Source organism: Cognatundibacterium curvum (genome assembly GCF_014284235.1).
In the GTDB taxonomy this organism is placed as follows: domain Bacteria; phylum Pseudomonadota; class Gammaproteobacteria; order Burkholderiales; family Burkholderiaceae_D; genus Undibacterium; species Undibacterium curvum.
In genome coordinates, this window is the sequence record NZ_JACOGD010000004.1 from 117,685 (window position 1) to 143,850 (window position 26,166).

Sequence of the window (26,166 nt, forward strand, 5' to 3'; positions counted from 1 at the left end):
AAAGGTTTCCGCAAAAAATACGCAATGAGATGTGACAGGCCGGGCCAAACCCTGTGCTGCAGTTCAGCCCTTCGTGTCCTCAACTTCATTCAGCTTAGTTCAAATACAGTGACTGATACAGGTCCTGACATTGTGCACTCAGGCTGCCCGAAATCACCAGCGCTTTCGCTGCTTCGATATCCGGTGCAAAGTAGCGGTCTTTGTCGTAGAAGCTGACCTTAGCACGCAGCAATGCATGTACCTGGCTCAGGGTGTCCGAGGTTTTCAGTGGTGCGTGGAAATCCACGCCCTGCGCCGCTGCCAGCAATTCAATGCCGACGATAGTCGCTGTGTTATGCGCCATTTCATGCAGGCGGCGTGCGCCATAGGTCGCCATACTCACATGGTCTTCCTGATTCGCCGAAGTTGGAATCGTATCGACACTGGATGGATGAGCATGGGATTTGTTTTCGGAAGCCAGCGCAGCAGCGGTCACATGCGCAATCATGAAGCCGGAATTCAGACCCGAAGACGGCACCAGGAAAGGTGGCAAACCAGAGATAGAGGCGTCGATCAACAATGCGATACGGCGTTCAGAAATCGAACCAATTTCCGCAATCGCGAGTGCCAGTGTATCGGCCGCAAACGCGACTGGCTCAGCGTGGAAATTACCACCGGAAATGACTTCGCCGGTTTCAACAAACACCAGAGGATTATCGGTCACGGCATTCGCTTCAATCAGCAAAGTACGCGCCGCGTTATTGATGATATCCAGGCAGGCACCCATGACCTGAGGCTGGCAGCGCAGGCAGTATGGGTCTTGCACGCGCTCGTCATTGACCAGATGGGACTGGCGGATTTCACTGCCGGTCAACAGCGAACGGTAAATCGCTGCAGTCGCGATCTGTCCAGGCTGACCACGGCTGCTATGAATACGTGCATCAAACGGTGCATCGCTGCCTTTAGCGGCATCGACAGACAAAGCGCCGGTAATGGTGGCTGCTTCCAGCAAACGCTCTGCCAAAAACAGACCATGTAAGGCCAGTGCGGTCGATACCTGGGTACCGTTAATCAGCGCCAGACCTTCTTTTGCGGCCAGCACCACCGGTGTAATGCCAGCTGCGGCCAGCGCTTCACGCGCAGGCTGCAATTGTCCCTTAACGCGGACTTCACCCTCACCCAGCAGCGCCAGCGTCATATGCGACAATGGTGCCAGATCGCCTGAAGCACCGACCGAGCCCTTGACCGGTATGGCCGGCATAATGTCAGCGTTAACCATCGCGATCATGCTGTCGATCACCGAGGCACGGATGCCGGACACGCCACGTGCCAGGCTGGCGATTTTCATGGCCAGGATCAGGCGCACCACTTCATCGGAAATCAGTTCGCCGGAACCAACGGAATGCGACAGGATCAGATTACGCTGCAGCAGTTCCAGCTGCTCATCCGGTATGCGGGTCTTGGCCAGTTTACCAAAGCCGGTATTGATACCGTAAGCCGCATCGCCTTTGGCGACGATCTGGCTGATGGTATCGGCGGACGCATTAATCGCTGCATAGGCAGACGGCGTCAATTTCATGGTTTGCGGCTTGCTCCAGATCGCGCGCAAATCGGACAGGCTGAATTGGCCAGGTTGAATTTCGAAACAGGTAGTCATGGTTTTCTCTCTCTTTTATCTGCTCTGGTCAGGCGCTGAACTACAGCGGCATCCGGCATCAGAGTAACAGCTGGTTTATCTTTTCAAGCGACAAAAATTTGTCCCGGCTCAGCAATGCAGGCAGCAAGCGGGCCGGGACGATGATGCGTAATTCAGCTTATTTAATCATAGGCAAATTCAAGCCTTCGCGCTTGGCGCAGGCGACTGCCTGTTCATAGCCAGCATCAGCATGACGCATCACACCGGAACCGCAATCGTTGACCAGTACGCGTGCCAGACGCTTAGCAGCAGCTTCAGTGCCATCGGCCACAATCACCATACCGGAATGCTGGGAATAGCCCATGCCTACACCGCCGCCATGATGCAAAGAGACCCAGCTGGCGCCACCGGCGGTATTCAGCAAGGCATTCAGCAAAGGCCAGTCAGAAACGGCATCGGTACCATCACGCATGCCCTCGGTTTCGCGATTCGGACTGGATACTGAGCCGGTATCGAGATGATCGCGACCGATCACGACCGGTGCTTTGAGCTCACCGTTTTTGACCATTTCATTGAATGCGAGTCCGGCGATATGACGCTCGCCCAGACCCAACCAGCAAATACGTGCCGGTAAGCCCTGGAAGGCGATACGTTCACCCGCCATGTCCAGCCATTTGTGCACGCCTTTATTGTGTGGGAATAATTCCTTGATTTTGGCATCGGTCTTGCGGATATCTTCCGGATCACCCGACAAAGCCACCCAGCGGAACGGACCTTTACCGTCGCAGAACAGCGGACGGATATAGGCCGGTACGAAGCCCGGGAAATCGAAGGCATTTTTTACGCCGGTATCGAATGCGACCTGGCGAATATTATTGCCATAGTCGACAGTAGGGATACCCATCGCATGGAAGTCCAGCATTGCCTGTACATGCACCGCACAAGCCTGAGCCGCATCCGCCGTCAGCTTTGCATGTTGTGTCGAATCGTGCTGGGCAGCCTTCCACTGTTCCACGCTCCAGCCTATAGGCAGATAGCCATTGATCAGATCATGAGCCGAAGTCTGGTCAGTTACCAGATCCGGTTTCATGCCGCCCGCTTTGGCGCGCTTGACCAGCTCAGGCAAAATTTCAGCTGCATTGCCGAGCAAGGCGATGGAAACCGCTTCTTTACGTTCGCAATGCTGCTGTATCAGTGCCAGCGCATCGTCCAGGTCTTTCGCTTGTTTATCGACATAGCGGGTACGCAGACGGAAGTCGATGCTGCTTTGCTGGCATTCGATATTCAATGACACTGCGCCGGCAAAGCTGGCTGCCAATGGTTGCGCGCCGCCCATGCCACCGAGGCCAGCGGTCAGTATCCAGCGCCCACCCCAGTCGCCGTTGTAATGCTGGCGTCCGGCTTCGGCGAAGGTTTCATAAGTCCCCTGCACGATGCCCTGGGTACCGATGTAAATCCAGCTGCCTGCGGTCATCTGGCCATACATGAACAGGCCTTTGCGGTCGAGTTCATTGAAGTGTTCCCAGTTGGCCCACTTTGGGACCAGATTGGAGTTCGCGATCAGTACGCGTGGTGCATCTTCATGCGTCTGGAATACGCCTACCGGTTTGCCTGACTGTATCAACAGGGTTTCATTGGCTTCCAGCGCCTTGAGTGAAGCCAGAATCTGGTCGTAGCACTCCCAGTTACGCGCAGCGCGGCCTATGCCGCCATACACCACCAGATGCTTAGGATTTTCAGCGACGGCCGGGTCCAGGTTGTTTTGTATCATGCGATAGGCTGCTTCAGCCACCCAGGTTTTACAAACCTTCTCTGCACCATGCGGTGCGTGAATAACACGGCTGGCATCCCAGCGTGGATCATTATCTAAATGCGTCGTCATGAATTGTCTCCTGTGAGGGTGGTTTTTCCGGGACTCAGTCATGCGCGATCACAACACAGACTGCAGCCATCGTCTTACACAAACTCAGTTTAAGTTGTATATACAACTTTTGCAAGCGGAATTTACATGCGACAATGCAGGAACTTAACGACCAGCCCGGACTCACACACTACAAGTGTGATTCACAGCGATCAGCACGTATTGACCTGAGTCCACCACTTTTTAACAGGAAGCACGTGTCCAGCACTCAAGCCAGCGCCCCCGCCTTTCAGGCGATCAAAGATTACTTATTGCGGGAAATTCAGTCCGGCACCTGGAAAGAAGGCCAGGCCATCCCCTCGGAAGCCATGCTGGCCGCGCAGTTTTCTGTGTCGCGCATGACCGTCAACCGTGCCGTGCGCGAGCTGACCAGCGAGCAGATTTTGAACCGGATACAGGGCTCGGGTACCTATGTCGCGCAACAAAAATATCAGGCCACGCTGGTAGAAATTAAAAGTATCGCCGAAGAAATCCGTTCGCGCGGACATGTGCATCGCAGCGAATTGCATGAGCTCAGCGAAAGTCCCGCCAACGAACAGTTAGCGGCTGAATTTTTGGTGAAGCCCGGACACCGGCTGTTTCATTCGGTGATTGTGCATTTTGAAAATGAAGCCGCGATACAGGTCGAAGACCGCTGGGTCAATTCCAGTGTGACGCCGGAATATCTGCAGCAGGATTTCAGCAGTATGACGCCGAATGAATATCTGGTCGCAGTCGCCCCTTTGCAGGGTGTGGATTACCGCATCGAGGCAGTGCTGCCACCGCGCCAAATCGCTGACATGCTGCATATTTCGACCAAGGAAGCGAGCCTGGTATTACATAGAAAAACCCGCTCGCAAGGAAAAATCGCAACCAGCGTGACCATGTGGCATCCGGGCAAACAATACCAGTTCACCGGCAGCTTCTGAAGCCGCGCACGTGAATTTGCACCAAGCCTGCCTGTTTGTTCAGCGCATGGTAACAGCACCGTAACAACCTTGACTGCCAGAGCAAGTTACAATACGGGCTGCAGGAGTTGAAAAATGCAGGAGAAAGCGCCGCAGTAAAGCGCTGAAGTAATGCAAGTAAAGTCCTAAAACAGTTAAAGAAAATCAGAAAGGCCACACCATGGCAAAGAAACAGGATCTCGATCCGGAAGAACAAGCGCTGATCGCCTGGTGCATAGAAGTGGAAACCCATCTGATCGCCGGTGGTGCGACCCGCGCTCAGGCGCAGGACCATATTGAAGAACAGATAGAATGGTTCACCGATCTGTATTTTGATGGCCTGACTCCGGAACAGGCAGCGCAGGAAGCCTTAGCCTGAACATCGCAGTCAACGGGATCGCGCTGGCCCGCGTTGAGCTGACACGTCCCGCATAGGCAGTACCATTCTGCGCCGCGCTTTCGTCATATTTTTTAATATTGGTTCAGATGAAAATGAGTCGTCGAATTTTAGTTTTATCCTCGCTATGCCTCAGCCTGATGCTGGGCGCATGTAGCACAGCCAGTAAGAACGCCGCCTTGCAGCACGAAGAATTTGGTGAGTCCGGCGTATTTACCCGCAGCTTCCCCGGCACCGAACAAAGCGCCTGCGAAGCTGCCAGACGCGCCCTGCTCAGTCAGGGTTATGTGATCAGCGACTGGAAACCGGCCATCATCAAAGGCCGTCGCAAATACCAGCATGATGCAGAAGTCCATGCTGAAATCGAATTCAATGTGGTCTGCGTCGCGGATAGCAAAGGCAGTAACAGCACCACCGTATTTGCCAATGCAGTGCGGGATCGCTATTCGCTCAAGAAAAGCAATACCTCGGCCAGCATAGGCGTGAGTGCCTTGGGCTCGGTGTCTTTGCCGTTTGGCTCTACCGATGATGCGCTGGTCAAGGTCGCCAGTGAAACCATCCCTACCGGTCAGTTCTATAACCAGTTCTTTGATCTGGTAGAACGCTATCTGGATGCGAAAACCTATCCCAACGAGCCTGAGCCTGAAAAGAAAGAAGCTGAGAAAAAAGAAGCAGGCTCCGACAGCAAACCCGGCGCTGCATCTGCTGGTTCCGCTGAAGCAGAAAATCACGGCGATGACTGAGGGCTTGCCATTCGCACGGCCACGTCAGGCCGATGATTTACAACGCCTGGTCAGCATGGCTATGCCGTATGGAAAATACCAGGGTCGTGTACTCGCCGATTTACCCGGCCATTATCTGGGCTGGTTCGCGCGTCAGGGCTTCCCGAAAGGCGAGCTTGGACGCTTGCTGGAACTGATGTACGAAATCGACCACAACGATTTGCGCGAACTGCTCAGGCCGCTGCGCCATTCCTGAAGCCTGACATCTGAGGCTGGCACTCGCGTTCAGCGCACCATCCCCGCCATAAACAAAAAATCCTGCACCAGAAGACTGGACGCAGGATTTTTTGTTGACCTGAGCGGTAAGCGCGTACGGGCTAGGCAGTTAGCCTACCAGGCTGCCCGTCGCGCCGGATCGCTGAATTACTTAGTTTCTTGTTTTTTGACTTTACCTGCAGCAGACGCTGGCAGGAATTTCATCGGGTCATTCGCACCGGCTGCATACGCAGTCGTGATGCTGGATTGACGCATGCAGGAAGCACCGAGTACGTTCGCATCTGCGGATGCAGAGTTTTTGCAGACTTGCAGTTCTTTGACGGTATTCAAAGGAATACCAGCTGCTGCTGCGACAGATACGATAGCTTGTGGGTTAGCACCACTGGCGACCAGATTATCTACCGTTGCCTGCAGATTGGTGCTGCTGCTCAATGCGGTGAAAATACCATCCACCGACACATCCACACCTTCGGCCACAGCGACCGATGTACCACCTGCGATCAACAAACCTGCCACTGCCAGTTTCAAGAATTTTTTCATGACGTCCCCTTCAACGAATAAGCAAAACTATTTTGCTTGAAGCAACTAATTCTAATGAAGAGATTTGTAAATGCAAAGCACAGATTTGCAATCAGAACGAAAAAATAAATAGCATTTCCGTACGGAAATTTAATTATTTACGTCAGCCTTCTTTTTGTGTTTATGAGAACGAAATTGCCAACTCTTCTAGGTGCGTTGTGATATTTTTAGCACAAATGAAAATGTCTGGAGAATACGATGAATAGGTTAGTTTTGCTGAGAGGAATTTTAGTTCCATTGTTACTAACTCCAACATTCGTTAGTGCTCATGAAGAAACTGTAATTGAATGTACTGGCACTATTAAAGGTCGCGGGATAAATGCCCCAAAAGATATATTTATACCAAGTGAAGAAAAAATTACCCAACGGTATCTGATCGGTCGGGACTATATCAAAATCCCAATCGATGGCGCGACCAAAGACATGACGCTCAATTTATGCAAAGCCAATACGAGTCATTACCAGTTTGCATACAACTGCAAAATTACCAATAAACAACAATTCATTATCGACTGGTTAAATGAAAAAGATTTGGATCCAAGTTCCAGCACATTCTTTAAAAAATATTTAGACAAACCAAATTCAGTCCTTGGTGACCGATTCATTTCATTAGACCGCATCAATTTAAGCGTCAATGATGAAGACTATTCTGTACATAGTCGTACAGACGCCAAATTAATAAACAAAGAAATACACTCGAACACACAAACCTATTTTATTGTTGATGAGTTTAGGGGCAATTGCAAAAAACTACAGCCAAAGCTATAAATTTTCAATCGGAGAGCAACCAAATCTGGCCGAATCACTCCCCGATAATCACATACTTGCGAACAGTATTAAATTCAAAAAAATAATTACAACACGCGATACACCGGATAGCGGTTCCACTCCGGTTCACGGTAACGCTGGCAATGGGTAAAGATGAAATCCAGCACCGCTTCCTGATTATTTAACAGCTCAGGATGGGCACTCTTCCAGGCCTCAAATGCGGCGCGGGTTTCCGGCTCATCGCGCAGAATTTCTGCGGCGCTGTCTTCAAACACATAATCCGAATACGCTTCTTTTTTCTCCAGCACGCTGTTGAAAAAGCCCCAGCGGAACAGGCTGTCATGCGCTTGCGGTTCCAGCGTTTCCATCACATAGCGCGCCTGATCCTGATGCAGATGCACCAGATAATCACCGGCTTCGGCATGCAGGGTTTCCATGCTGCTGCGCAGTTCCAGCTGATCGTGGAACATATGTCCCTCATACGCATGTGCACGGGTTTGTACGCTTTGTATGCGATATACCTGCACTGACATTTCCTGATCAGCGCTGAGTCGTTCAACCTGCACGCCATTCCATTGCAGACGCTCGATCACATGACGCCAGGCTTGCGGAATCAGATAAGCGCGTGGACGCTGCACCACGACATCGGCCACGAAGCGGTTGAAATATGGGATAGGCTTTTGCCAGGGCTGATTGCGGTCATACGACAGGCGCGTGTAATTGCCGATTACGCTGGGGCTGTACACGGCCTGGTAGCCACTGAATAAAAAGCTCGCTGGCTGGGTATGATCTGCACGCCATTTGACTGCCACCTGTGGCTGGCTGGCAGCCGCTGCCCGTGCTTCGCGGCGCAGACGCTGAATTTCGCTGCCATGGCTGACCGTGAAAGCCAGCACACTGTCGACCAGCGCGCGCATGGATTCATAACGATCGGCGTAGGGCTTGAGCATATGCGTTTCCGGCATGAAGCCTATAGTGTGATGCAAGGCGGCATAGCCAGTCGAAAAGCGCGGCGTTTCCAGAAAATCCTCGATACCGTGATCCGGAATATCTTTGACCGGATTCACATACGGGCAAGTCGGCCAGCCACGCTGCGTCATATCGGCATAAATCGCTGGCAGCATAGTCTGGCTCAGGAAAGGGCCGAGGCCATAACCGAGTTTATCGGCCTGAGTTTGTATCAGCGTCATGGTGTATGCATAATCCGCGCCATTCGAAGTATGGGTATCCACCATCACATCCGGGCTCCAGGCGCTGAAAAAGCGGTTGAATACCTGGGCATTCAGGCTGTCGCATTTGATGAAATCGCGGTTCAGATCCAGATGCAGGCTATTGCCACGGAAGCCAAAACTCTCAGGCCCATCCTGATTCACACGCGAGGTATTCTGACGGTTTTTACTGCCATCCACGTTATACATAGGGATGAACAAAAATACTGTAGAACCAAGCGCAGCGCGGCGGGTGGCATCGGTACAAAAATCGCGCACCAGCGCCATACAGCCATCAACACCTTCCGGCTCACCCGGATGGATGCCGTTATTATTGAAAAAAACTGTGCGGCCCGCTGCCTTTAACTGCGCGCGGTCGAACACGCCATCTGCAGTGACCACACCGGCGTGAATAGGACGGCCGGAATCAGACTGACCGATTTCAAAAAAATGCAGCGCCTGCGGGAATTGCTGCGCCAGTCTTTGATAAAAGGCGATGCAGTCTTCCCACTGTGTCGTCTGGTTGCGGTTGCCCGCTTCGTACGGGGTGATCCAGTCAGGATGCGCGGTATGATTATTGCTCATGATGGTAAGTTCGCAAGAGGCAGAAAACCCAGATTCTAGCCCAGATCGGCAAGCCTCAAGGGATTGAAACAGGAAAGTCTGCGCAGGCCGGAACAGGCGTGGCATACTGAGCGCAAAAAAAAATCTGACCACGGAGACTGCCGCATGACCGATGCCAAATTACAGCAATTAAAAGCCAGCTGCCACACGATATTACCCGGCCACGCCCTGCCCTCACCCGCACAAAGTTTTGCAGACATGGCCGCCTGGTGTGAACAGCATCAGATCAGCCATGATGTGTATGGTGAAGGTGAACTGATCCAGTCTTTCGAACAGAAAATCGCTGACCTGCTGGGCATGGAAGCTGGTTTATTCTGCATCAGCGGCACCATGGCGCAAGTGACGGCCTTGCGCCTGGCCTGTGAAGAACGCGGCAGCCCACTGGTTGCGCTACACCCGAGCTCGCACATTCTGGTGCATGAACGCGCCAATTTTCAAACCCTGCAGCACTTCACCGCGCTCCACACCGGCAATCCTTACCGACCCTGGGGCGTGGCGGATTTGCAGGCGCATGCCGAACAGATTTCGGCGGCTCAATATGAATTGCCTATGCGTGAAATTGGCGGCCAGTTACCTGACTGGGAAGCACTGAACGCGGTCAAGGCGTATTGCCGGAAACAGGATATCCATCTGCATATGGACGGTGCGCGGCTGTGGGAAGCGGCGGCGGGCTATGCGCGTCCATTGCACGAAATTGCGGCTGGTTTTGACAGCGTCTACGTATCGTTTTACAAGGGCATAGGTGGTATGGCGGGCGCCATGTTGTTAGGCCGCCCGGATTTTTTGGCGAAAGCAAAAGTCTGGATGCACCGTCAGGGCGGCAATGTATTCCGCCGCACCCCGTATGTGGTGGCGGCTGCCATGCAATTCGATGCCAGACTGGCTGCGATGCCGGCCTGCCTGCACCGAACCCGGCAGTTATATGCGATGCTGCAAGCCTATCCAACGCTGATCTGCAATCCGGCGCAGCCGCAAGTAAATATGCTGCATCTGTACTTGCCGGTGGACAGAGAGCGCGCTATTGCCTGGCGCAATCAGGTCGCAGCGGAACACGGTATCTGGCTGTTCAATCAGGCGGTACACACGGCACTGCCACAGCAATGCATGTTTGAATGGGTTGTCGGCGACCAGTTGCTGAATTTGCCGGATGCGCAGTTAGCGCAGGCTTTGCAGTTGCTGGCTCAGTTGACATAGATAGCAGAGGTGGCCAGCCTGCACAGTTTTACAGACATCAGGCCGGTGGCGGCTCTGCTATCAGACTGAGTACGCGTTTGCGCACGAAGTCGATATGACTGCGCAAGCCGTATAGCTCTTCGGCGTAGGATAAGGGAATGCTGATGCGGTTGACCTTATCCTCGATCTCATCCAGCCGGCTCAGTTGCTGTTGCAGCAGCTGAGTACGTCCAGTCGGCGGCAACTCGTCCATCACCTGCTCCACCAGACGTAACTGGCCATACCAGCGGTACACACGCGAACGGATACGCCACACATACAGCGGCGGAATAATTTTCGACAGTGGCAATAACAAGGCACCAAGCGCCACGATCACAAACCACATACGCTCGATGAAATTCGCAATCCAGAAAGGCAGATAACGCTGCAGTACCGGTATGCCATGCTGATAGAATTTTTCGGCATCCGCCGAGACCGGAATTTCGGTATAACGATCTGAAGGGAATTCAGCGCGATGGCTGAGCCAGTCGGCGCGGCTATGGATTTTCTGTGCGGCTTGCAGCAGCAAGGCGATCAGCGCCGGATGCAGGCTTTCATGCGCAACCAGGGTCACCGTCGGCGAGATCAGATGATAATCGCGCGCCGGAATATCTTTGCCGATATCAATCATGCCGCGCGCCAGCGTGACCTGGGACAGATAGGGAAAACGGCGGGTATAGGCTTCGGCCTGCACGAAATCAAACAGGCGTATGCCGCTGCTTTGCATCAGCCTTAGCACCAGCGGCGAATCGCTGCCTGCGCTGAGTACCAGCACATCGGTGTCACCGCGTAGCAAGGCCTCAGCCGCATCCTGATCGGGTGAGCGCTGTATCTGCACATCGGCTTCCTGCAAATGATTGGCCGCCAGTATCTGGCTGAAAATACGCCCTATGCCATTGCCCTCCGCGCCCAGATTGATGCGCTTGCCTTTAAACTGACTGAGATTGCTGAGTTCCTGACGCGAACGGTAAAACACCCAGATTGGTTCGTAAAACAGACTGCCCAAAGAGATCAGGCCCTGCTCCTGTGCACTGTCAGGATCGGTGGAACCGCTACGCACGAAGCCGACTTCGATTTGCGAATCCGGACTGCGGATGCGGTCAAAATTTTCCTGTGAACCTTCTGAAGTCTGCAGCCGCAAAGTGATCTTATTTTTTGCCAGCTCCTGCGCATACAACTGCGCAAAGCGTGCATAGGCGCTGTTGGCCGGGCCGGTCGACATATCGATCACACGCGGTGGTGCCGGGTCCACCAGCCAGTAAGCGAGGCCGCACACCACGACTGCTGTCAGAATGAAGGGCAAAGCCGCCAGCAATAAGGCGCGCAGCGAAAACAGGGTGAATTTAATTTTCTGCATCAGTCCAGATCAGTTTATGTGGTGCGCACAGTCTGATCAGCCTGATCAGTCTTTAGCCTGCAAAGGCGCTGGCACATATTCAGACTGCAGCGCATCGAGGCCGCTTAACATCACCTGAAAAGCCGCATCCACTTGTTGTGGATCGCCCTTCACGCCCAGCTCGATATGACGGCGTTCTGTCGCGGTCGCCACGCTGGGCAGACTGAAGATTTTTATCAAAGGAAAATCCTGCTCCAGCTGTTCCATCAGCGGTGTCAGTACAGATTCGATGGCGTCGTACACCAGCACCGCTTTTTCTGCTTTTGGCTGTTGATGGAACAGGTGCGGATAATGGGTATCCAGCACCCAGTCTATCATCGGCCAGGCCATCACCGGAAAGCCGGGCACGAAGTAATGGTGTTGAATCGCAAAGCCGGGGATATTGTTGTAAGGGTTAGGAATCAGCGCCGCGCCCTGCGGGAATTCGCCCATCTTCAGCCGCTGCAAATTGTCCGGGCTGTCCAGATCCACAGTCTGTCCGGCCTCGGCCGCCATGCTCTGTATGCGTTGCTGTATGCAGACTTTAGCCTCAGGATGCAGAACAATAGGCAAATCCAGCGCAGCCGCTGCACATTGACGGGTATGGTCATCCGGCGTGGCACCGATGCCGCCAGTCGAAAACACAATGTCACCCGAGGCGAAACTACGCCGCAGAGTCGCGATGATGCGCTCAGGCTGATCGCCCACATATTCCGCCCAGTCGAGTTGCAGACCGCGTTGCTGCAGGCTTGCGATCACGCGGCTTAAATGTTTGTCCTGCCGTTTGCCGGATAAGATTTCATCGCCGATGATAATTACACCAAAGCCCATATTGTCTCCGCCCTGTCAGTTATTCAATCAGTTATTCAATCGGTCAGTTAAGCAGTCAATCTCTTAATTGCGGATAGCCGGAAACGCTGGTTTGCTGGCCGGACCGTTGGTGGCCTCGTCGCCTGTGTCTGGCTTGCGGCTATCCAGCCTGGTATCGAGCACCGGTTCCTGCTTACGCCGGTAAGCCTGCAAAGCAGCCAGGCAGTAATGCTGAAACCAGAGTCCGGTGAAGACAAACACAAACACATATAACCACACCGCGACGCCCGCAATCAGTGGCAATAACAGGAAGGACAAGACCCCGCCCAGCCATAACAGACCAGGCGCTGCGCCAAACAAACCGGCGATGGTACCGATCAGTATCAACGACCAGCGATGCTCGCGCACCAGTGCACGGCGCTCATCGGCATCAGCAAAATCCGCCAGCGCATCATAGCTCATCACACGGTAAGTCAGCCAACCCCAAAGCAGCGGCTGCAGCACCAGGTTCAGCGGCGGCAGAAACATCAGCGGCAGGCTCAGCAACCACAGCAGCAGAAAAATCACAAATGAGCTCATGGAGTGGGCGATGCTACCCAGCAAAGATCCACCATGTCTGAGTTCCAGCGCAGGATAATGGCGGCTGCTGACATGGCGACCTATCGCAGGCATCGCGAACAGGGCGATACAACTCAGCGCGGTAAATACCATCAAAGGCAGCAGCAACCACATTGCCAGTAAAGGCACCACCAGCGCCTTAAAGCTCAGCAGTCCGAGCGCCGTCAGTATTTCACCGGCAGTCTGAAAACTGTTATGGCTGCCTAACCATTGCTGCACAAAATCGATCAGCGCCTGCAGCCCAAAACCAATCACGCAGCCCCAGATCACCAGTGCAGCCAGAAACGGCAGCAGCGTGAGCAATAGCATACGATAGTGCAGCTGGGCGGCGACTGCGCGCCCCCAGGCCAGACCGACTGCAGCGATATTCATGAGTGGTTTTCCTTTTCCAATCCCAGCATACGTTTGATGCCCAGGTATTGCTGAGACCAGAAACCCTGCCCATAGTTTCTGGCGCTGCCTTCCGGCGCCGGTAACTGATCCCGGATGCCAGTCACGACAAACTCTTTCTGGAATAAGGCGGTACCAAACAGCACATCCCAGACCGGGAACAAGACCGCAAAATTATGTCCGCCCAGCGTGCCCTTACCTTCACTTTCATGACCTAAGCCTATCGCATGGTGCAGGCGATGAAAGCGTGGCGACACCAGCAGGTATTCACCGATTTTTCCGAAATGGATACGTACATTGGCATGCTGCAGGCTTTGCAGCATTTGCGACGCCATCACCAGCATCACGTACTGACGCGGCTCGACGCCGATCACAATCGCAATCACACCCATGTAGATATCGCGGATAAAGTCATCCAGCAAGTGATTGCGGTTATCGCTCCACAGATTCATATTGCGCTGACTATGATGCAGGCTGTGCAGCCCCCACCACCAATTGAAATGATGCTCGGCGCGGTGGTACCAGTAGTCAAAAAAGTCCAGCACCACCAGGTAAGCCAGGAACAGCAGCGCCGGGTACTGTAAAAAGCCCGGCCACAGATGCTCCAGATGCAGCGGATTCACCCCCTGCAGATGCAGCAGCGCGGTGATATGGTCCAGCACCGGATCAAGGATGAAAAACACCGCAATCGAAAACGCACCCAGTCTGTGTAATGCGGTGTAAATGAAATCATTCCAGCGCGCGCGCCGGTCGGTGATCGTATGCACCGGTATCCAGGCTTCCAGCGGGCGCAATACCAGGTAGAGCACGATCAGTTGCAGCACGCCGAGTACAAACCATTCCACGCCTTCAAAGGCATCTTCTACAAATTCACCCAGGCCCAGAAAAAACATGGCGGGCTGTACCATGGTTTCGAAAATCCAAGCCTGACTATTGGTCAGCAAATCAGAGACATTCATTATTTTTTCAAACGATAAAGTGGATGCTCGCGTAGCGTAGCAAAACAAAAGGATTTCTGCTGCAAGCCCTGAATTAATGGTTCCAGATTGGCCGGTGCCCAGGGATCGCGACGTGACCAAATGCCCAGATGGGCCATCACGATGTCACCATCTTTAAGGTCTCTCAGCATGCGCTGTAACAGGCTGGCATTACTGAATTTCTCACTCGATAACTCATCCCCGGAAAACCCGGCTGGTGCCCAGCCCACATGCGCATAGCCACAGGCTGCACCGGCTGCACTCAGACCAGGTGTCAGCTTGCCGCCGGGCGCGCGCCAGTATGGGTCCAGATGCTGACCTGTGAGTTGCAGGAAACGCTGGTCTACCCGCTTCAGCTCTTCGCAGTATTGTGCCGGGGTCCATAGCAGACTCTGCCCAGCCTGAGCGCCGAACTGGGGCTTCAGCCGTATGCGGCCATCTGGCGCATCCGACTGCACATAGACGTGATCAAAGGTGTGACTGCCAAAAGCATGGCCATCGGCCACCAGTTGCTTCCAATAGCCAGCCCATTCCGGCGACAGTGAATAATCACCGCGTGTGGTCTTTTCATTGGCCAGAAAAAAACTGGCTTTGATACGGTATTTTCTGAGGGTGCTGGCGATGAATTCGGCTTGCGACTGGCTGCCGGTATCGAAAGTCAGATAGATGGTGCCGCGACAGGCCTTGCTAGCCGCGTTGGCGACATTAGCGGTGGCAGTGCCTGGCAACTGCGCATCAGCCGCCAGAGCGGCGGCGCTGAAACACAACAGGGCTGCGGCCAGCCCTGCCTTTGCCTTACACTTTGCCTTACATATTGCCGGCACGGTTCGCAAAATACACACCATGCGGTGAACGGCCAACCGGGATCAGCTTGATCACTTTGCGGCTGGGGATATCGACCACGGCGACTTTTTTAATCCAGCGCAGCGTCGCCCACAGGGTTTTGCCGTCTTGACTGACTTCCATACAATCAGGGCCACCCGGAACCGGAATTGAGCCTACCATTTCCAGGGTTTGCTGATCCAGGATGTTAATTTCATTCGAAGTGCGGTTAGACACAAAAATATGACGCTTATCGCCCAGCGCACGGAAGTTATGCGTACCGACACCGGCCTTGATACGCTTCACCGTTTTCTGCGCGCGCCAGTCGATCACTTCCACATAATCCTTACCCATGATGCCAACCAACAGATATTTATCATCCGGTGTCATCACGATACCCGCTGGCAGCTTGCCAACCGGGAGTGTCCATTTCACTTTTTGGGTCGCCAGATCAATCGCCGACACCTGATCGCTGCCCTGCTGGGTGATGAACACCGTAGTGCTGGCCGCATCAAAGGCCATATGGCTAGGCAATTTTGCGAGCGGCACGCGGCTGCTCAGTTTCAGATCTTTGCCGTCATAGCGGTAAAAGTCGACGCGATCGAGGCGCAGGGAATTCGACACAAACCATTTTTGATCCGGTGAAAAACCAATCTGATACGGATCGGCGATATCGCTGATACGACGTTGAATCTGACCGGTCTTAGGATCGAGGAACACCAGTTCATCACCAACGGCATTGGCCACGATCAACGACTTGTTGTCCGGCGTCGCCATCAGATGATGCGGTTCTTTACCGATAGGGAAGGTACTGATTTCTTTATACGTTTGCTGATCCAGCAAACTGACCGTGGCATCACGGGAGTTAAGTACCACCACCACATTGGCATGCACTGCAGGAGCAGCAAATGGAACGAGGAAAGCAACCAGTAAAGACGCCAGCAAGGAACGACTACGCATGAAAGAAGACCGCAAATAAAAGAATCAAGTCCGCATTTTACCGTGCAAAGACGACATAGTTTTTGTTTCTGTACATGGTTTTTCTGCTTTTGCCGCTAACTTGAGCAAAATCAAGCGCTTATCCCGATAAATTTACGCTATTTCACAAAAATTAGTTTTCAAAACCCCGCATAAATACTGGCTGCTGGCGACATTTCGGCCTGCACGCGCCATCTGCTGCGGACTTTTGATCTACAATTGCGCCACATTTTTTAGATTGAGGAGAAACCATGAGCACTATTACTACCGTCAGCGGTTTGCAATATGAAGACAAAGTTGTCGGCGAAGGCGCAGAAGCGCAAGCTGGTAACCACGTCGTGGTGCACTACACCGGCTGGTTGCAAAACCCGGACGGCTCTGCTGGCAAAAAATTCGATTCCAGCAAAGACCGCAACGATCCATTCTCTTTCCCACTGGGCGCAGGACATGTGATCAAGGGCTGGGATGAAGGCGTACAAGGCATGAAAATCGGCGGCACCCGCATCCTGACTATCCCTTCCAGCCTGGGCTACGGTCCACGCGGCGCAGGCGGCGTGATCCCTCCAAATGCCACTTTGATTTTTGAAGTAGAACTGCTGGGCGTATAAGCCTCTGGCCTGTTCGCTAAGCCCTGACGCTGCTGGCCCAGCTAACAGCGTAGAGCCAGCAACTCAGCCTATAAAACGTCTGCCCGTTGTGCGCAACTGGCAGACGTTTTTTTTGGTGTGGGGTTTGTGTGGTGGCGGGGAAATATTGTTATTTTTTGCACAAACATGCTAAATTAACCAGCTTGACACATCGTAAAGATCCTGAACATCCTTCCCGGATAACTCAGACTGGATTCAAGCACACTTGGAAAGCCACTATGCCTACACTTCGCGCGTCAAATCAAGCCTCCTGGCTGCACACCTTCTTGCTAAAAACAGTTGTCCTGAGTATCGCCGCATGCTCTGCAACTGCCTGCACTTCTACCACCACGAACTACTACGCCTCCCCCAACGACAGCTTACTCGCAGTAGGCGACACGCCACCCGACGGGTATCCGCGCTCCTACCTAACCAAAGAAAAAAATGGCTGCATAGAGACGACTGAGAGTTGGAAGAAAGAGCCCAATTTGCTGATCGGTAAAGTCGCTTGGTTAAAACAGGTCGAGCATAAGACAGTCAGCTGTAGGTAAGCCGGAATCGGGGCTCGGCAGCAGATTGATTGGGTAGTGCAAACAGTCCTATTATTCCAAAACTAAAATATCAACTTTACTCTTTTAATATAGAACTATCTATGCAAATGGAAGCACAAATGTACTTTACGCCGATTGGCCCCACGTCAGATCGTGAAGTTCCAATTACATCATTCCCTGAGCGTCAGGATTATGAGCAATTCTATACTGCGTATGGTGAGTGCTTTTCCGCGTGGTCGAATGTAGAAATTAATTTGCTCAGCATATTTATTTTCTTATTGCAATCACCAACGTATGAAGCAGCAGCATCTGTTTTTTATTCGACTACGGGCTTTCGTGCGAAGTTAGATTTGGTTGATGCTTTAGTAAAAAGCTCAAAGCAATCAGACAAAGAACTCCACGATAACTGGAATACATTACGCGAAAAAACTATAAGACATTCTCGTTGCAGGAATCAGCTAGCTCATAACACCGTATTTTATGGACGGGAATCAGCTAACGAAAAACGCAAATTATTTATTGGAAACCCCCAGTTACCATATTGCAAATCGCGTCTTCACATACATGACCTAAAAGAAATAAAAGTGACTTTTTCATTGCTTGCAAAAGAGTTAAATTTTTTTTGGCAAGGACTAATTCACGATCACAAAGACACATGAGAAATCTAACTAGCTTGAAATTCTGTTTACGTGCATTGTGATTTACGAAGAAAAAATAACATTAAATTTCCTTAAAGTGCTCCTTGTGCTTTCTTCTAAAATTAGCGTGCTTAGGTTTAATCAACAGGTACTTCTGAAGTATTAAATATTCGCTGCGACATTTTAATTGCAATAAGACAATTTTCATTACCATCCATACCTAGGTGTAAGCGATGTTTACTCTCCAATAAAATTCATACACATGGAGATAGTCAAGGGCAACTCAAATCAAAGGCAACTGAGAACAATTTGTAGCTGCCACAAAACTAACACCCAACAAAAAAGCTACCCCATAAAACCGGGTAGCTTTTTTATCGCCACTACGCTGCGATCACACCCGCAACATACGATAGCTGCAGTGCAGGCCAACGCTGAAAACAGCCGCTGGCTTACTCCTTAATGAAATGCTGGCGGTAGTACTTGAGTTCTTCTATGGATTCCACGATGTCGGCCAGCGCGGTGTGTTTCTGGTGTTTTTTGAATCCGGCCAGCAGCTCTGGTTTCCAGCGGCGGCATAATTCTTTGAGGGTGGATACATCCAGATTGCGGTAGTGGAAGAAGGCTTCCAGCTTAGGCATGCCGCGCGCCATGAAGCGGCGGTCCTGGCAGATGGAGTTGCCGCACATTGGCGATTTGCCGGCCGGTACCCAGACTTTGAGGAAGTCGATCAGGGCTTGCTCGGCATCGGCTTCGCTGACTGTGGAGGCTTTAACGCGGTCGATCAAACCGGAGCGGCCGTGCGTGCCTTTGTTCCAGGCATCCATTTTATCGAGGGTTTCATCAGACTGATGAATCGCAAACACCGGGCCTTCTGCCAGTACATTGAGTTCTGAGTCGGTGACCACGACGGCGACTTCGATAATTCTGTCATTGTCCGGGTCCAGACCAGTCATTTCCATGTCTACCCAGATCAGATTGAGCTCATTGGCGCGCGCTGCTGCTGCGTTGTTTGCTTGCATATCGGTCGCTTGTGACATAATTCTTCCTTAGCTTTTTTACGAATGTCACATTTTCCCATGAATTCTGTCAGCTTTTCGGTTTTCTTCATCGGCTTTTTGCTGATTTCTGTGTGCTTGCAGTTCTGGCTCAGCGCACGCCATATCCGCCACATCCTGAGCAAGCGCGATAGCGTGCCAGCGCAATTCGCCGAAAAAATCAGTCTGGCCGCGCATCAGAAAGCGGCCGACTACACTGTGACCAAGACCAAGCTGGGCTTGCTGATGCTGATGCTGAATGTGCCGGTGTTATTGGGCTTCACGCTGTTTGGCGGGCTGCAATGGCTGTCGGTCACCATCGCGGGCATCACCGGGCCAGGCATGTTGTACCAGCTCAGCCTGTTTGCCGCATTTGCGCTGATCACGGGCGTGCTGGACTTGCCATTTGCTTACTATTCGCAGTTTGTGGTCGAAGAAAAATTCGGCTTTAATAAAATGACACGCTCGCTGTTTGTGCGTGACCTGATCAAAAGCAGCCTGCTGGGCGCAGCGATAGGTGCGCCGCTGTTGTGGCTGGTGCTGACGCTGATGGCCTCGGCCGGTGAGCTGTGGTGGCTGTACACCTGGCTGGTCTGGACTGGCTTTCAGTTCCTGATGATGCTGATCTACCCAACGTTCATCGCACCGCTGTTCAATCGCTTCACGCCGCTGAAAGATGACAGCTTGCGCAGCCGTATTGAAGGCTTGATGGCCAGAGTCGGTTTTGCCTCTAAGGGTTTGTTTGTGATGGATGGCTCTAAGCGCAGCGCACATGGCAATGCCTATTTCTCTGGCTTCGGTGCAGCAAAGCGCATCGTGTTTTTCGATACCCTGATCGAAAAGCTGAGTCCGGCTGAAATCGAAGCCGTGCTGGCGCATGAACTGGGGCATTTCAAACTGCGCCACATCGTCAAGCGTATCAGCGTGATGTTTGTTTTTTCACTGGGTTTTCTGGCTTTGCTCGGTTATCTGAAGCAGCAGGTATGGTTCTATACCGGCCTGGGCGTTGATCCGCTGTTACTGGCGCAAAATGATGCGATGGCGCTGTTGCTGTTTATGCTGGTGCTGCCGGTATTTACTTTCCTGCTGTCGCCATTGGCAGCGATCAGCTCGCGCAAGCATGAATTTGAAGCCGATGCCTTTGCCGCTAAACATGCGAGTGCGCAGGATCTGATTGCGGCGCTGGTCAAAATGTATGACGATAACGCATCGACGCTGACGCCCGACCCTTTACACTCTGCATTCTATGACTCCCACCCACCGGCCGCGATCCGCATCCAGCATTTGCTGGCCGCACAGTGAAGCGCAGCCCTGAGACTACTTTGAAGGAATGATGATGAAAACTGCCGACTTACTCGCACTCAAATCCCAGCATACAGAAACCGGACTGGCGGATGCGGAACTCAGCGCTTATTTTGCGGCGACGCCGGGCTGGAGCCAGGATGGCCCGCGTATCGTGAAGACCTATCAGTTCAAAAATTATTATGAAACCCTGGCCTTCATCAATGCGATCGCCTATGTGATCCACGCTGAAGATCACCATCCTGAACTGGTGGTCACCTATAACCGCTGCCTGATCCGCTTCGACACCCATACCGTGAACGACGGCAAAGGCGGCATTTCAGTCAATGACTTTATTTGCGCGGCCAAGGTCGACGCGATTTTCGAGCAAAGCTTTTCCTGATGGCACACTTACAAGGACTGGTGATCGCCGCGCATGGCCGGCATTACCTGATACAGGCGGAACTGGATGGCGAGCAGCATAAACTGCACTGCGTCACGCGTGGCAAAAAGAGTGATGTGTCAGTCGGCGATGTGGTCGAGTTTGCGCTGACCTCGAAAAATCAGGGCGTGATCGAAGCCATCACCACCCGCAAAACCCTGTTGTATCGCTCGGATCAGTACAAATCAAAAATGCTGGCGGCCAATCTGACGCAATTGCTGATCGTGATCGCGACTGAGCCCAGCTTTAGCGATGACCTGGTATCGCGCGCCCTGGTGGCCGCCGAATCGGCAGGCATACAACCTGTGCTGATACTGAATAAAACCGACGTCACCGCTTCCCTCGATAAGGCCAGAGAGCGCGCCGGACTGTACGCGGGACTCGGCTATCCTGTGCATGAAGTGTCAGCCAAAGAGCAGCCTGAAGCAACCCGCGTGTTGCTGGAAACGCTGACACGCGGTCAAAGCACCATCCTGATCGGTCAATCCGGCATGGGTAAATCTTCGCTGATTAATCTGCTGATACCGGACGCCGATATCGCCACCCGTGAAATTTCAGCTGCGCTGGATACAGGCAAACACACTACTACCTTCACCCGTCTGTATCAGCTCGATGCACAGTCCTATGTGATCGATTCACCGGGTTTTCAGGAGTTTGGTCTGCATCATCTGAGCGAAGGCATGCTGGAACGCGCCTTTCCGGAATTTGTACCGCATCTGGGTAAGTGCCGCTTCTATAACTGCCATCACCACACTGAACCTGGCTGCGCCATCCTGGCCGCGATCAGCGATGGCGAGATCAGCAGCATGCGCCACGAATTGTTCGAACAACTGGTGCATGAATCTAAGCAAACCATAGGGTATTGAGGCGTTTAGCTGGCGCGAGTCAGCGTTTCTGAAAAAAACGGCAGCAGACTGAGTCTGGCTGCCGTTTTTTCCATGAAACTCCGCACCGTGCTTAATGCAGAGTCAAAGTCAACATCAGAGTTTACCCTGACGCAGACGTTCAAACCAGGCGCGTTCTTTGGGTTCGAACGGGCGCTGTATCATGCGCTCCGGGATTTCCCACAGTACCAGCTTAGGGGCTTCCTGACTGAATTCCTTGCTATGGAAGTAGGCTTGCGCAGCGCCGTGGAAAGCACCACCATCTTTCGCCAGATTTGCAACCGGCGCACCGACATGACGGCTCAGGAAAGGCACAAAATTACCACGCAGGCTGAACGAAGTACCGATCAGCGACAAGGCGGGTAAACCGCTGTCACCAAACAAATCATCGCTATTCACCACCACCGGTGCAACTTCGCTGAGGGTAGTGATTTCAGTCGCTGGTCTGGCCCAGGCTGGCAGATCTTCCAGGCTGGAGACTTTATACAAATCGCCCATGCGTTCGCCCTGACGGCTCTTCACGCTGTCTGCATTGAGCGGTGCGGCGTCTGAGCTGATCCACTGTTTCTGGCGTAACTGGGTCGCAATATAAGCGGCGACCGCGTTGGCACCGGCTTCATTCCAGTGCGAATCGGTGCGGTAATAACGCTCACCGCTCACAGCCTGCAGCGGCAAGCGCAAATCCAACACGGGCACCTGCGCCTGCTGTAATTCACCTATCCACTGATCCATACGCGTACCAAAAGCAGCCGGACGATACATGCCACAAGTATGGCTGCTTTCCATGCGCGCCTTGTCCGGCACCACGGCCACTACCAGCGGTATGCCTTGCGCTTTGAGCAGTGTTGCCACCTGCCCTACCATCCAGGCACGTGCTTTGGCGTTCTGGGCCGCGCCATCGAAACTGGTCAATTCATCGGTCAGAAAAAACCAGCCGGTACATCCGGGCCTGATCTGAGCGCCGGTATCACGCGCCAGGTTCCAGCTAACCGCGCGTTCGGTCGCCGCAAAGGCTTTGCTGAAGATGAATTTTTCGTTCAGTTGCGATGTCAGGATGCGTGTGGATTCGCCTTGTGCGATTTTTTTCCAGTCGGCCATCTCACTCCATTTGTCAGCCGGAATCGCACGCAGGGTCTGAATACCAACAGCAAAACCACCCAGCGTGATGGCCGCAAACGCAGCCGCCGGCAGGTATTTCCAGAGTCCGGCACGTTCAGGGCGATAGATAAATGCTTCACTCATATCAGCCTCTTAAAACTGAAAATACAGGAAGGGAACGGCCTTCTGACCCGCCAGCACGATCACGCCATAGCTGAAAGTCAGCACTGGCCACAGCATGCTCCAGCTCATCACGCCAAGGCCACCACGTTTCGCAATCGGTGTGGCCGGATAGACCACGCACAGCAAACCAATCAGGAAGGTCAGGATAATCATAGGACGCAGCGCCAGGATCACTTCATCCTGTATGCCGAAACCGTGTAAGCCAAGCTGACCGGCCCACATGCCGAGTGCACTGTCAAAACCACTGGCGCGGAAGATAGTCCAGGCGAACATCACGGTCAGCATAGTCAGTGCACGCGAGGCATAATCCGGCATAGAGTAACCACGCTGGGTAAACGCACGGTCACAGCACAAGGCCGTGCCCTGAATAATGCCCCAGATCAGATAATTCCAGTTATCGCCACCATGCCATAAACCACCGATTGCCATGGTCAGCATCAGATTGACATAAGTGCGTAAAGGTCCCTGACGGTTACCACCCAGACTGATGTACAGGTAGTCCCTTAACCAGGACGACAAAGTCTGATGCCAGCGGCGCCAGAAGTCCTGTATCGATACCGCCAGATATGGGTTATTGAAATTCTCTTCGAAATGAAAGCCCAGCATCAGGCCCAGCCCGATGGCCATCGCACTGTAACCGGCAAAATCAAAATACAGCTGGAAGGTATAGGCGATGCAGCCTATCCAGGCATCCCAGAAGCCGGGATGTTTGAGGCCGAAACACAGCGCCACCACCGGTGCCAGCGTATCGGCAATCAGCACCTTCATGGAAAAACCTATCATGAAGCGACGCACACCAAGCGAGAACTTCTCCATCGAAAATACGCGTTCGCGCAATTCCTTATCGATGACTTTGTAACGTACGATAGGCCCGGCTATCAGATGCGGGAACATCGCCATATACGCAGAAAACGCCAGTACATCATACTGCGCCGGTACCACCTTGCGCCGCACATCCACCACATAGGAAATCGCGTGCAACACCGTGAATGACAAGGCGATGGGCAGCATCACATGCTCCCACGGCAGTGCTTCCATCTGGCGTCCGGTCAGGAATTCATTGAGCGTGGACACCAGCATATTGGTGTACTTGTACCAGACCAGCGAGGCCAGGTTGAGCACGATAGCCCAGGCCATCCAGCGTGTCTTCCATTTTTCATCCTGGGTTTTGTCGATCAGGATCGCTGCGCCCCAGGCCAACAGGGTCAGCGCGATGATCAGGATCAGGAACTTAGGCGTCCACCAGGCATAAAAAATCCAGCTGCCGACCAGCAGCGTATGGTTGCGGTAGTTCTGCGGTGTGACCAGGTACAGGGCAAAGAACAAGGGCAAAAACAGAGTCAGAAACTCAAGCGAGGCAAATACCATAGCTGCGGTCCGGTGTCAGATCAGGATGTGCTGTCGCGCACGAAGAAGACTTGCTGCGCTTTTTTAGACGGAATCACGATCACGCTGTAACGTTCTCCCGCCTGCAACTGGCCCATGTCCACGGCAGCACCGGTATCGGCCTTATTGCATTGTGCCTGCACGCTGAGTTTGACTGCATTCACCAGACGACGCTGGGTAGTACCTGTCGCCACATTCTCGAACACCGAAGCACCTTTAGCACCACCGTTCAGGCCAGCAGCAGGACAGGCAGGATCGGCATTGAGCAAGGAAATGGAAGCGCGATTGGCATTGAAATCAGTAGGCGACTCGCGCACGATCAGGCTGTCGAGAGCATTGCCTTTATTGACGATGGCGATAGTGATGAATTCACCGGGCTTGGCAACGACATCAATCGCTGTTTTGTGATTGCCGACCTGTACCGTCGCGCTCAGCTTATCACCGGCTTTGACCGGATAAAAACGCGATACCCGGTTATCAGTCTGTGCACCCAGCGCCACTTTGGCACTGCCATTGACTACACTGGCTTTGTCGCTGGCGGCATTCAGAAAGCGCACAAATGAAGAATCCTGACCGGGACCGGTCTCATATAAAGGATTATCCGCATAGGCATTGAGAGAAAGCGCCAGTGTGATGCAGCTGAGGGCAAATTTTTTCATGATAAGGTTCAGGGTTCGGTGGCATTCCGGTTGCCAGCAGATGTATTCGGCTGATGTCAGCTTGCTAGCTTCTTTTTGTTATGCAACCAGTCCATGCATCACGCAGGACTGGCTGGCATTGCGTCCGAAAGACGGTTTAACGCTTGATGGTATTGATAATCGCTGGTGTGCTGATCGCATTACCGATCGCTGTGCCCCAGGATTTATAGCCCGCATTATCAAAATGCTGGCCATCGATTGAGCCCCACTCCCCAGGCTGGGACAGCTTGAGCGAATCCACATAGGTGCATGGTGCGACGATTTCAGACAAGTAGCCGGACATTTCTTTGGCGCGCGCATAAGTCTTGTTGAATTTGCCGCCTTCTGTACCCCAGGCCGGACCTACCCAGACGCAGGCCACGCCATTATTTTTGACGCCCTTAGTCAGACGTGATACCTGTTGCCAGATCCAGGTTTTCTGCAGCTCAGGCTGGGTATAACCAGCCATGGTGTCACCGTTGACGACCACCACCAGATTGGGTTTATAGGTTTTAACCAGTTCATTGAAAGGACGTGTCATGGCATCCTGACCGGTTTTGACCTCGACCGGGCCATCTTTCAGACGTACCGCACCGCCGCAGGAGGACTGGCTTTTCACCATCCAGTCACCGGCCGCCACACCGCAGGCGCCGAAGGAATACACCACCGCGCCTTTGCTCATCAGATCATCATGCAAAGTCGTGATCAGATAATCAGGGGTGGACATGTGGCTATCGCCAATGATCAGGACGGTCAGTCCGGCTAACAGTGCGCTCATAGTATCGACTCAAAAAAGTGGTGCTGATTAATCTGATGTATTCCCGACCTCATGTTGAACCGGCCGCCAGCGAATTACACTTTATTTCGGCATGGAACAAACATTTCGGGAATTGCGCACAATTATAAATATGATGCGCTCATTTGCTACTGGCAAACAGGCAACATTTCCATATTGAATTAAGTTTTTTTACCAATTGACTAGAATTGACAATCTGGAGTAAGTTGCTCCGGTACGCAAATATACTGACCAAGTCATAATAGTCCGTGAATAATTCGTGCAATACGCATGAATAATTCGTAAATAATTCATATTCACGGCACTATTACGTCTTAAATTGCTTTTTCCTGAATTTCGTATGGGAAAGAGA

The 26,166-nt window shown here is 52.7% G+C and carries 26 protein-coding genes; 11 read left to right on the forward strand and 15 right to left on the reverse strand.

Annotated features, from left to right (window positions below):
- Positions 1–94: 94 nt before the first annotated feature.
- Entirely contained in the window at positions 95–1,636 is a 1,542-nt protein-coding gene (hutH, locus tag H8K43_RS08715; RefSeq protein WP_186903481.1) for a histidine ammonia-lyase, read from the reverse strand.
- Positions 1,637–1,793: 157 nt separating this feature from the next.
- On the reverse strand, positions 1,794–3,497 hold the full coding sequence (hutU, locus tag H8K43_RS08720; protein WP_186903482.1) for a urocanate hydratase: 1,704 nt from the start codon (positions 3,495–3,497) through the stop codon (positions 1,794–1,796).
- A gap of 236 nt (positions 3,498–3,733) precedes the next feature.
- On the opposite strand from hutU, the gene hutC reads away from it, so the two are divergent.
- The 4 genes from hutC (at position 3,734) to H8K43_RS08740 (ending at position 5,837) form a co-directional block, all read left to right on the forward strand.
- A complete protein-coding gene (gene hutC, locus H8K43_RS08725) occupies positions 3,734–4,444 on the forward strand; it encodes a histidine utilization repressor (RefSeq protein ID WP_329604497.1) in 711 nt (236 codons plus the stop codon).
- A 199-nt stretch (positions 4,445–4,643) separates the two neighbouring features.
- Positions 4,644–4,841: a hypothetical protein gene (locus H8K43_RS08730; protein ID WP_162021181.1), complete on the forward strand. Its 198-nt coding sequence runs from the start codon at positions 4,644–4,646 to the stop codon at positions 4,839–4,841.
- 113 nt (positions 4,842–4,954) lie between these two features.
- The gene (locus H8K43_RS08735) at positions 4,955–5,602 is read left to right on the forward strand and encodes a DUF2242 domain-containing protein (protein WP_186903484.1); all 648 of its coding nucleotides are present in this window, start codon (positions 4,955–4,957) and stop codon (positions 5,600–5,602) included.
- Positions 5,595–5,837, forward strand: coding sequence for a DUF3820 family protein (locus tag H8K43_RS08740; RefSeq protein WP_186903485.1), 243 nt, complete (start codon positions 5,595–5,597; stop codon positions 5,835–5,837). The genes H8K43_RS08735 and H8K43_RS08740 overlap by 8 nt, the downstream gene beginning before the upstream one ends.
- Positions 5,838–6,004: 167 nt before the next feature.
- On the opposite strand, the gene H8K43_RS08745 is transcribed toward H8K43_RS08740, so the two are convergent.
- Positions 6,005–6,397, reverse strand: a complete 393-nt coding sequence (locus H8K43_RS08745) for a hypothetical protein (RefSeq protein ID WP_186903486.1) — start codon at positions 6,395–6,397, stop codon at positions 6,005–6,007.
- A 237-nt stretch (positions 6,398–6,634) separates the two neighbouring features.
- Here H8K43_RS08745 and H8K43_RS08750 point away from each other — a divergent pair, with 237 nt between their 5' ends.
- Positions 6,635–7,204 carry a hypothetical protein gene (locus tag H8K43_RS08750; protein ID WP_186903487.1) on the forward strand — a complete coding sequence of 190 codons (570 nt, stop codon included), beginning with the start codon at positions 6,635–6,637 and terminating at the stop codon, positions 7,202–7,204.
- Positions 7,205–7,290: 86 nt separating this feature from the next.
- Here H8K43_RS08750 and H8K43_RS08755 read toward each other — a convergent pair whose 3' ends face one another.
- A complete protein-coding gene (locus H8K43_RS08755) occupies positions 7,291–8,997 on the reverse strand; it encodes a M14 family zinc carboxypeptidase (RefSeq protein WP_186903488.1) in 1,707 nt (568 codons plus the stop codon).
- A gap of 144 nt (positions 8,998–9,141) precedes the next feature.
- Here H8K43_RS08755 and H8K43_RS08760 point away from each other — a divergent pair, with 144 nt between their 5' ends.
- A complete protein-coding gene (locus H8K43_RS08760) occupies positions 9,142–10,230 on the forward strand; it encodes a threonine aldolase family protein (RefSeq protein WP_186903489.1) in 1,089 nt (362 codons plus the stop codon).
- Positions 10,231–10,267: 37 nt separating this feature from the next.
- On the opposite strand, the gene H8K43_RS08765 is transcribed toward H8K43_RS08760, so the two are convergent.
- From H8K43_RS08765 to H8K43_RS08790, 6 genes are all read right to left on the reverse strand, one after another.
- On the reverse strand, positions 10,268–11,605 hold the full coding sequence (locus H8K43_RS08765) for a TAXI family TRAP transporter solute-binding subunit (RefSeq protein ID WP_186903490.1): 1,338 nt from the start codon (positions 11,603–11,605) through the stop codon (positions 10,268–10,270).
- 45 nt (positions 11,606–11,650) lie between these two features.
- Complete coding sequence (locus H8K43_RS08770; protein ID WP_186903491.1) at positions 11,651–12,454, reverse strand: competence/damage-inducible protein A; 804 nt, start codon at positions 12,452–12,454, stop codon at positions 11,651–11,653.
- A gap of 63 nt (positions 12,455–12,517) precedes the next feature.
- A complete protein-coding gene (locus tag H8K43_RS08775) occupies positions 12,518–13,423 on the reverse strand; it encodes an EI24 domain-containing protein (protein WP_186903492.1) in 906 nt (301 codons plus the stop codon).
- Positions 13,420–14,400: a sterol desaturase family protein gene (locus tag H8K43_RS08780; RefSeq protein WP_186903493.1), complete on the reverse strand. Its 981-nt coding sequence runs from the start codon at positions 14,398–14,400 to the stop codon at positions 13,420–13,422. The genes H8K43_RS08775 and H8K43_RS08780 overlap by 4 nt, the downstream gene beginning before the upstream one ends.
- Positions 14,400–15,185: a polysaccharide deacetylase family protein gene (locus H8K43_RS08785; RefSeq protein ID WP_230403793.1), complete on the reverse strand. Its 786-nt coding sequence runs from the start codon at positions 15,183–15,185 to the stop codon at positions 14,400–14,402. The genes H8K43_RS08780 and H8K43_RS08785 overlap by 1 nt, the downstream gene beginning before the upstream one ends.
- A 40-nt stretch (positions 15,186–15,225) precedes the next feature.
- On the reverse strand, positions 15,226–16,200 hold the full coding sequence (locus tag H8K43_RS08790; RefSeq protein ID WP_186903495.1) for a YVTN family beta-propeller repeat protein: 975 nt from the start codon (positions 16,198–16,200) through the stop codon (positions 15,226–15,228).
- A gap of 269 nt (positions 16,201–16,469) precedes the next feature.
- On the opposite strand from H8K43_RS08790, the gene H8K43_RS08795 reads away from it, so the two are divergent.
- Both H8K43_RS08795 and H8K43_RS08800 read left to right on the forward strand, forming a co-directional pair.
- On the forward strand, positions 16,470–16,826 hold the full coding sequence (locus H8K43_RS08795; RefSeq protein WP_162021193.1) for an FKBP-type peptidyl-prolyl cis-trans isomerase: 357 nt from the start codon (positions 16,470–16,472) through the stop codon (positions 16,824–16,826).
- Positions 16,827–17,424: 598 nt separating this feature from the next.
- Positions 17,425–18,054, forward strand: a complete 630-nt coding sequence (locus tag H8K43_RS08800) for a hypothetical protein (RefSeq protein ID WP_186903496.1) — start codon at positions 17,425–17,427, stop codon at positions 18,052–18,054.
- A gap of 428 nt (positions 18,055–18,482) precedes the next feature.
- On the opposite strand, the gene orn is transcribed toward H8K43_RS08800, so the two are convergent.
- Positions 18,483–19,070 carry an oligoribonuclease gene (orn, locus tag H8K43_RS08805; protein WP_162021196.1) on the reverse strand — a complete coding sequence of 196 codons (588 nt, stop codon included), beginning with the start codon at positions 19,068–19,070 and terminating at the stop codon, positions 18,483–18,485.
- A 39-nt stretch (positions 19,071–19,109) separates the two neighbouring features.
- Here orn and H8K43_RS08810 point away from each other — a divergent pair, with 39 nt between their 5' ends.
- Genes H8K43_RS08810 through rsgA form a run of 3 tightly spaced genes read left to right on the forward strand, consistent with a single transcriptional unit; the run spans position 19,110 to position 21,656 of the window.
- On the forward strand, positions 19,110–20,369 hold the full coding sequence (locus H8K43_RS08810; protein WP_186903497.1) for a M48 family metallopeptidase: 1,260 nt from the start codon (positions 19,110–19,112) through the stop codon (positions 20,367–20,369).
- Positions 20,370–20,397: 28 nt separating this feature from the next.
- Positions 20,398–20,751, forward strand: coding sequence for a 4a-hydroxytetrahydrobiopterin dehydratase (locus H8K43_RS08815; protein WP_408058505.1), 354 nt, complete (start codon positions 20,398–20,400; stop codon positions 20,749–20,751).
- Positions 20,751–21,656, forward strand: coding sequence for a ribosome small subunit-dependent GTPase A (gene rsgA / locus H8K43_RS08820; RefSeq protein WP_186903498.1), 906 nt, complete (start codon positions 20,751–20,753; stop codon positions 21,654–21,656). The genes H8K43_RS08815 and rsgA overlap by 1 nt, the downstream gene beginning before the upstream one ends.
- 114 nt (positions 21,657–21,770) lie before the next feature.
- Here rsgA and H8K43_RS08825 read toward each other — a convergent pair whose 3' ends face one another.
- From H8K43_RS08825 to H8K43_RS08840, 4 genes are all read right to left on the reverse strand, one after another.
- Positions 21,771–22,916 carry an alginate O-acetyltransferase AlgX-related protein gene (locus tag H8K43_RS08825; RefSeq protein ID WP_186903499.1) on the reverse strand — a complete coding sequence of 382 codons (1,146 nt, stop codon included), beginning with the start codon at positions 22,914–22,916 and terminating at the stop codon, positions 21,771–21,773.
- 9 nt (positions 22,917–22,925) lie between these two features.
- Complete coding sequence (locus H8K43_RS08830) at positions 22,926–24,323, reverse strand: MBOAT family O-acyltransferase (RefSeq protein WP_186903500.1); 1,398 nt, start codon at positions 24,321–24,323, stop codon at positions 22,926–22,928.
- A 20-nt stretch (positions 24,324–24,343) separates the two neighbouring features.
- Positions 24,344–25,000, reverse strand: a complete 657-nt coding sequence (locus H8K43_RS08835) for a DUF4397 domain-containing protein (RefSeq protein ID WP_186903501.1) — start codon at positions 24,998–25,000, stop codon at positions 24,344–24,346.
- Positions 25,001–25,136: 136 nt separating this feature from the next.
- A complete protein-coding gene (locus tag H8K43_RS08840; RefSeq protein WP_162021202.1) occupies positions 25,137–25,796 on the reverse strand; it encodes an SGNH/GDSL hydrolase family protein in 660 nt (219 codons plus the stop codon).
- Between the last annotated feature and the right edge of the window lie 370 nt (positions 25,797–26,166).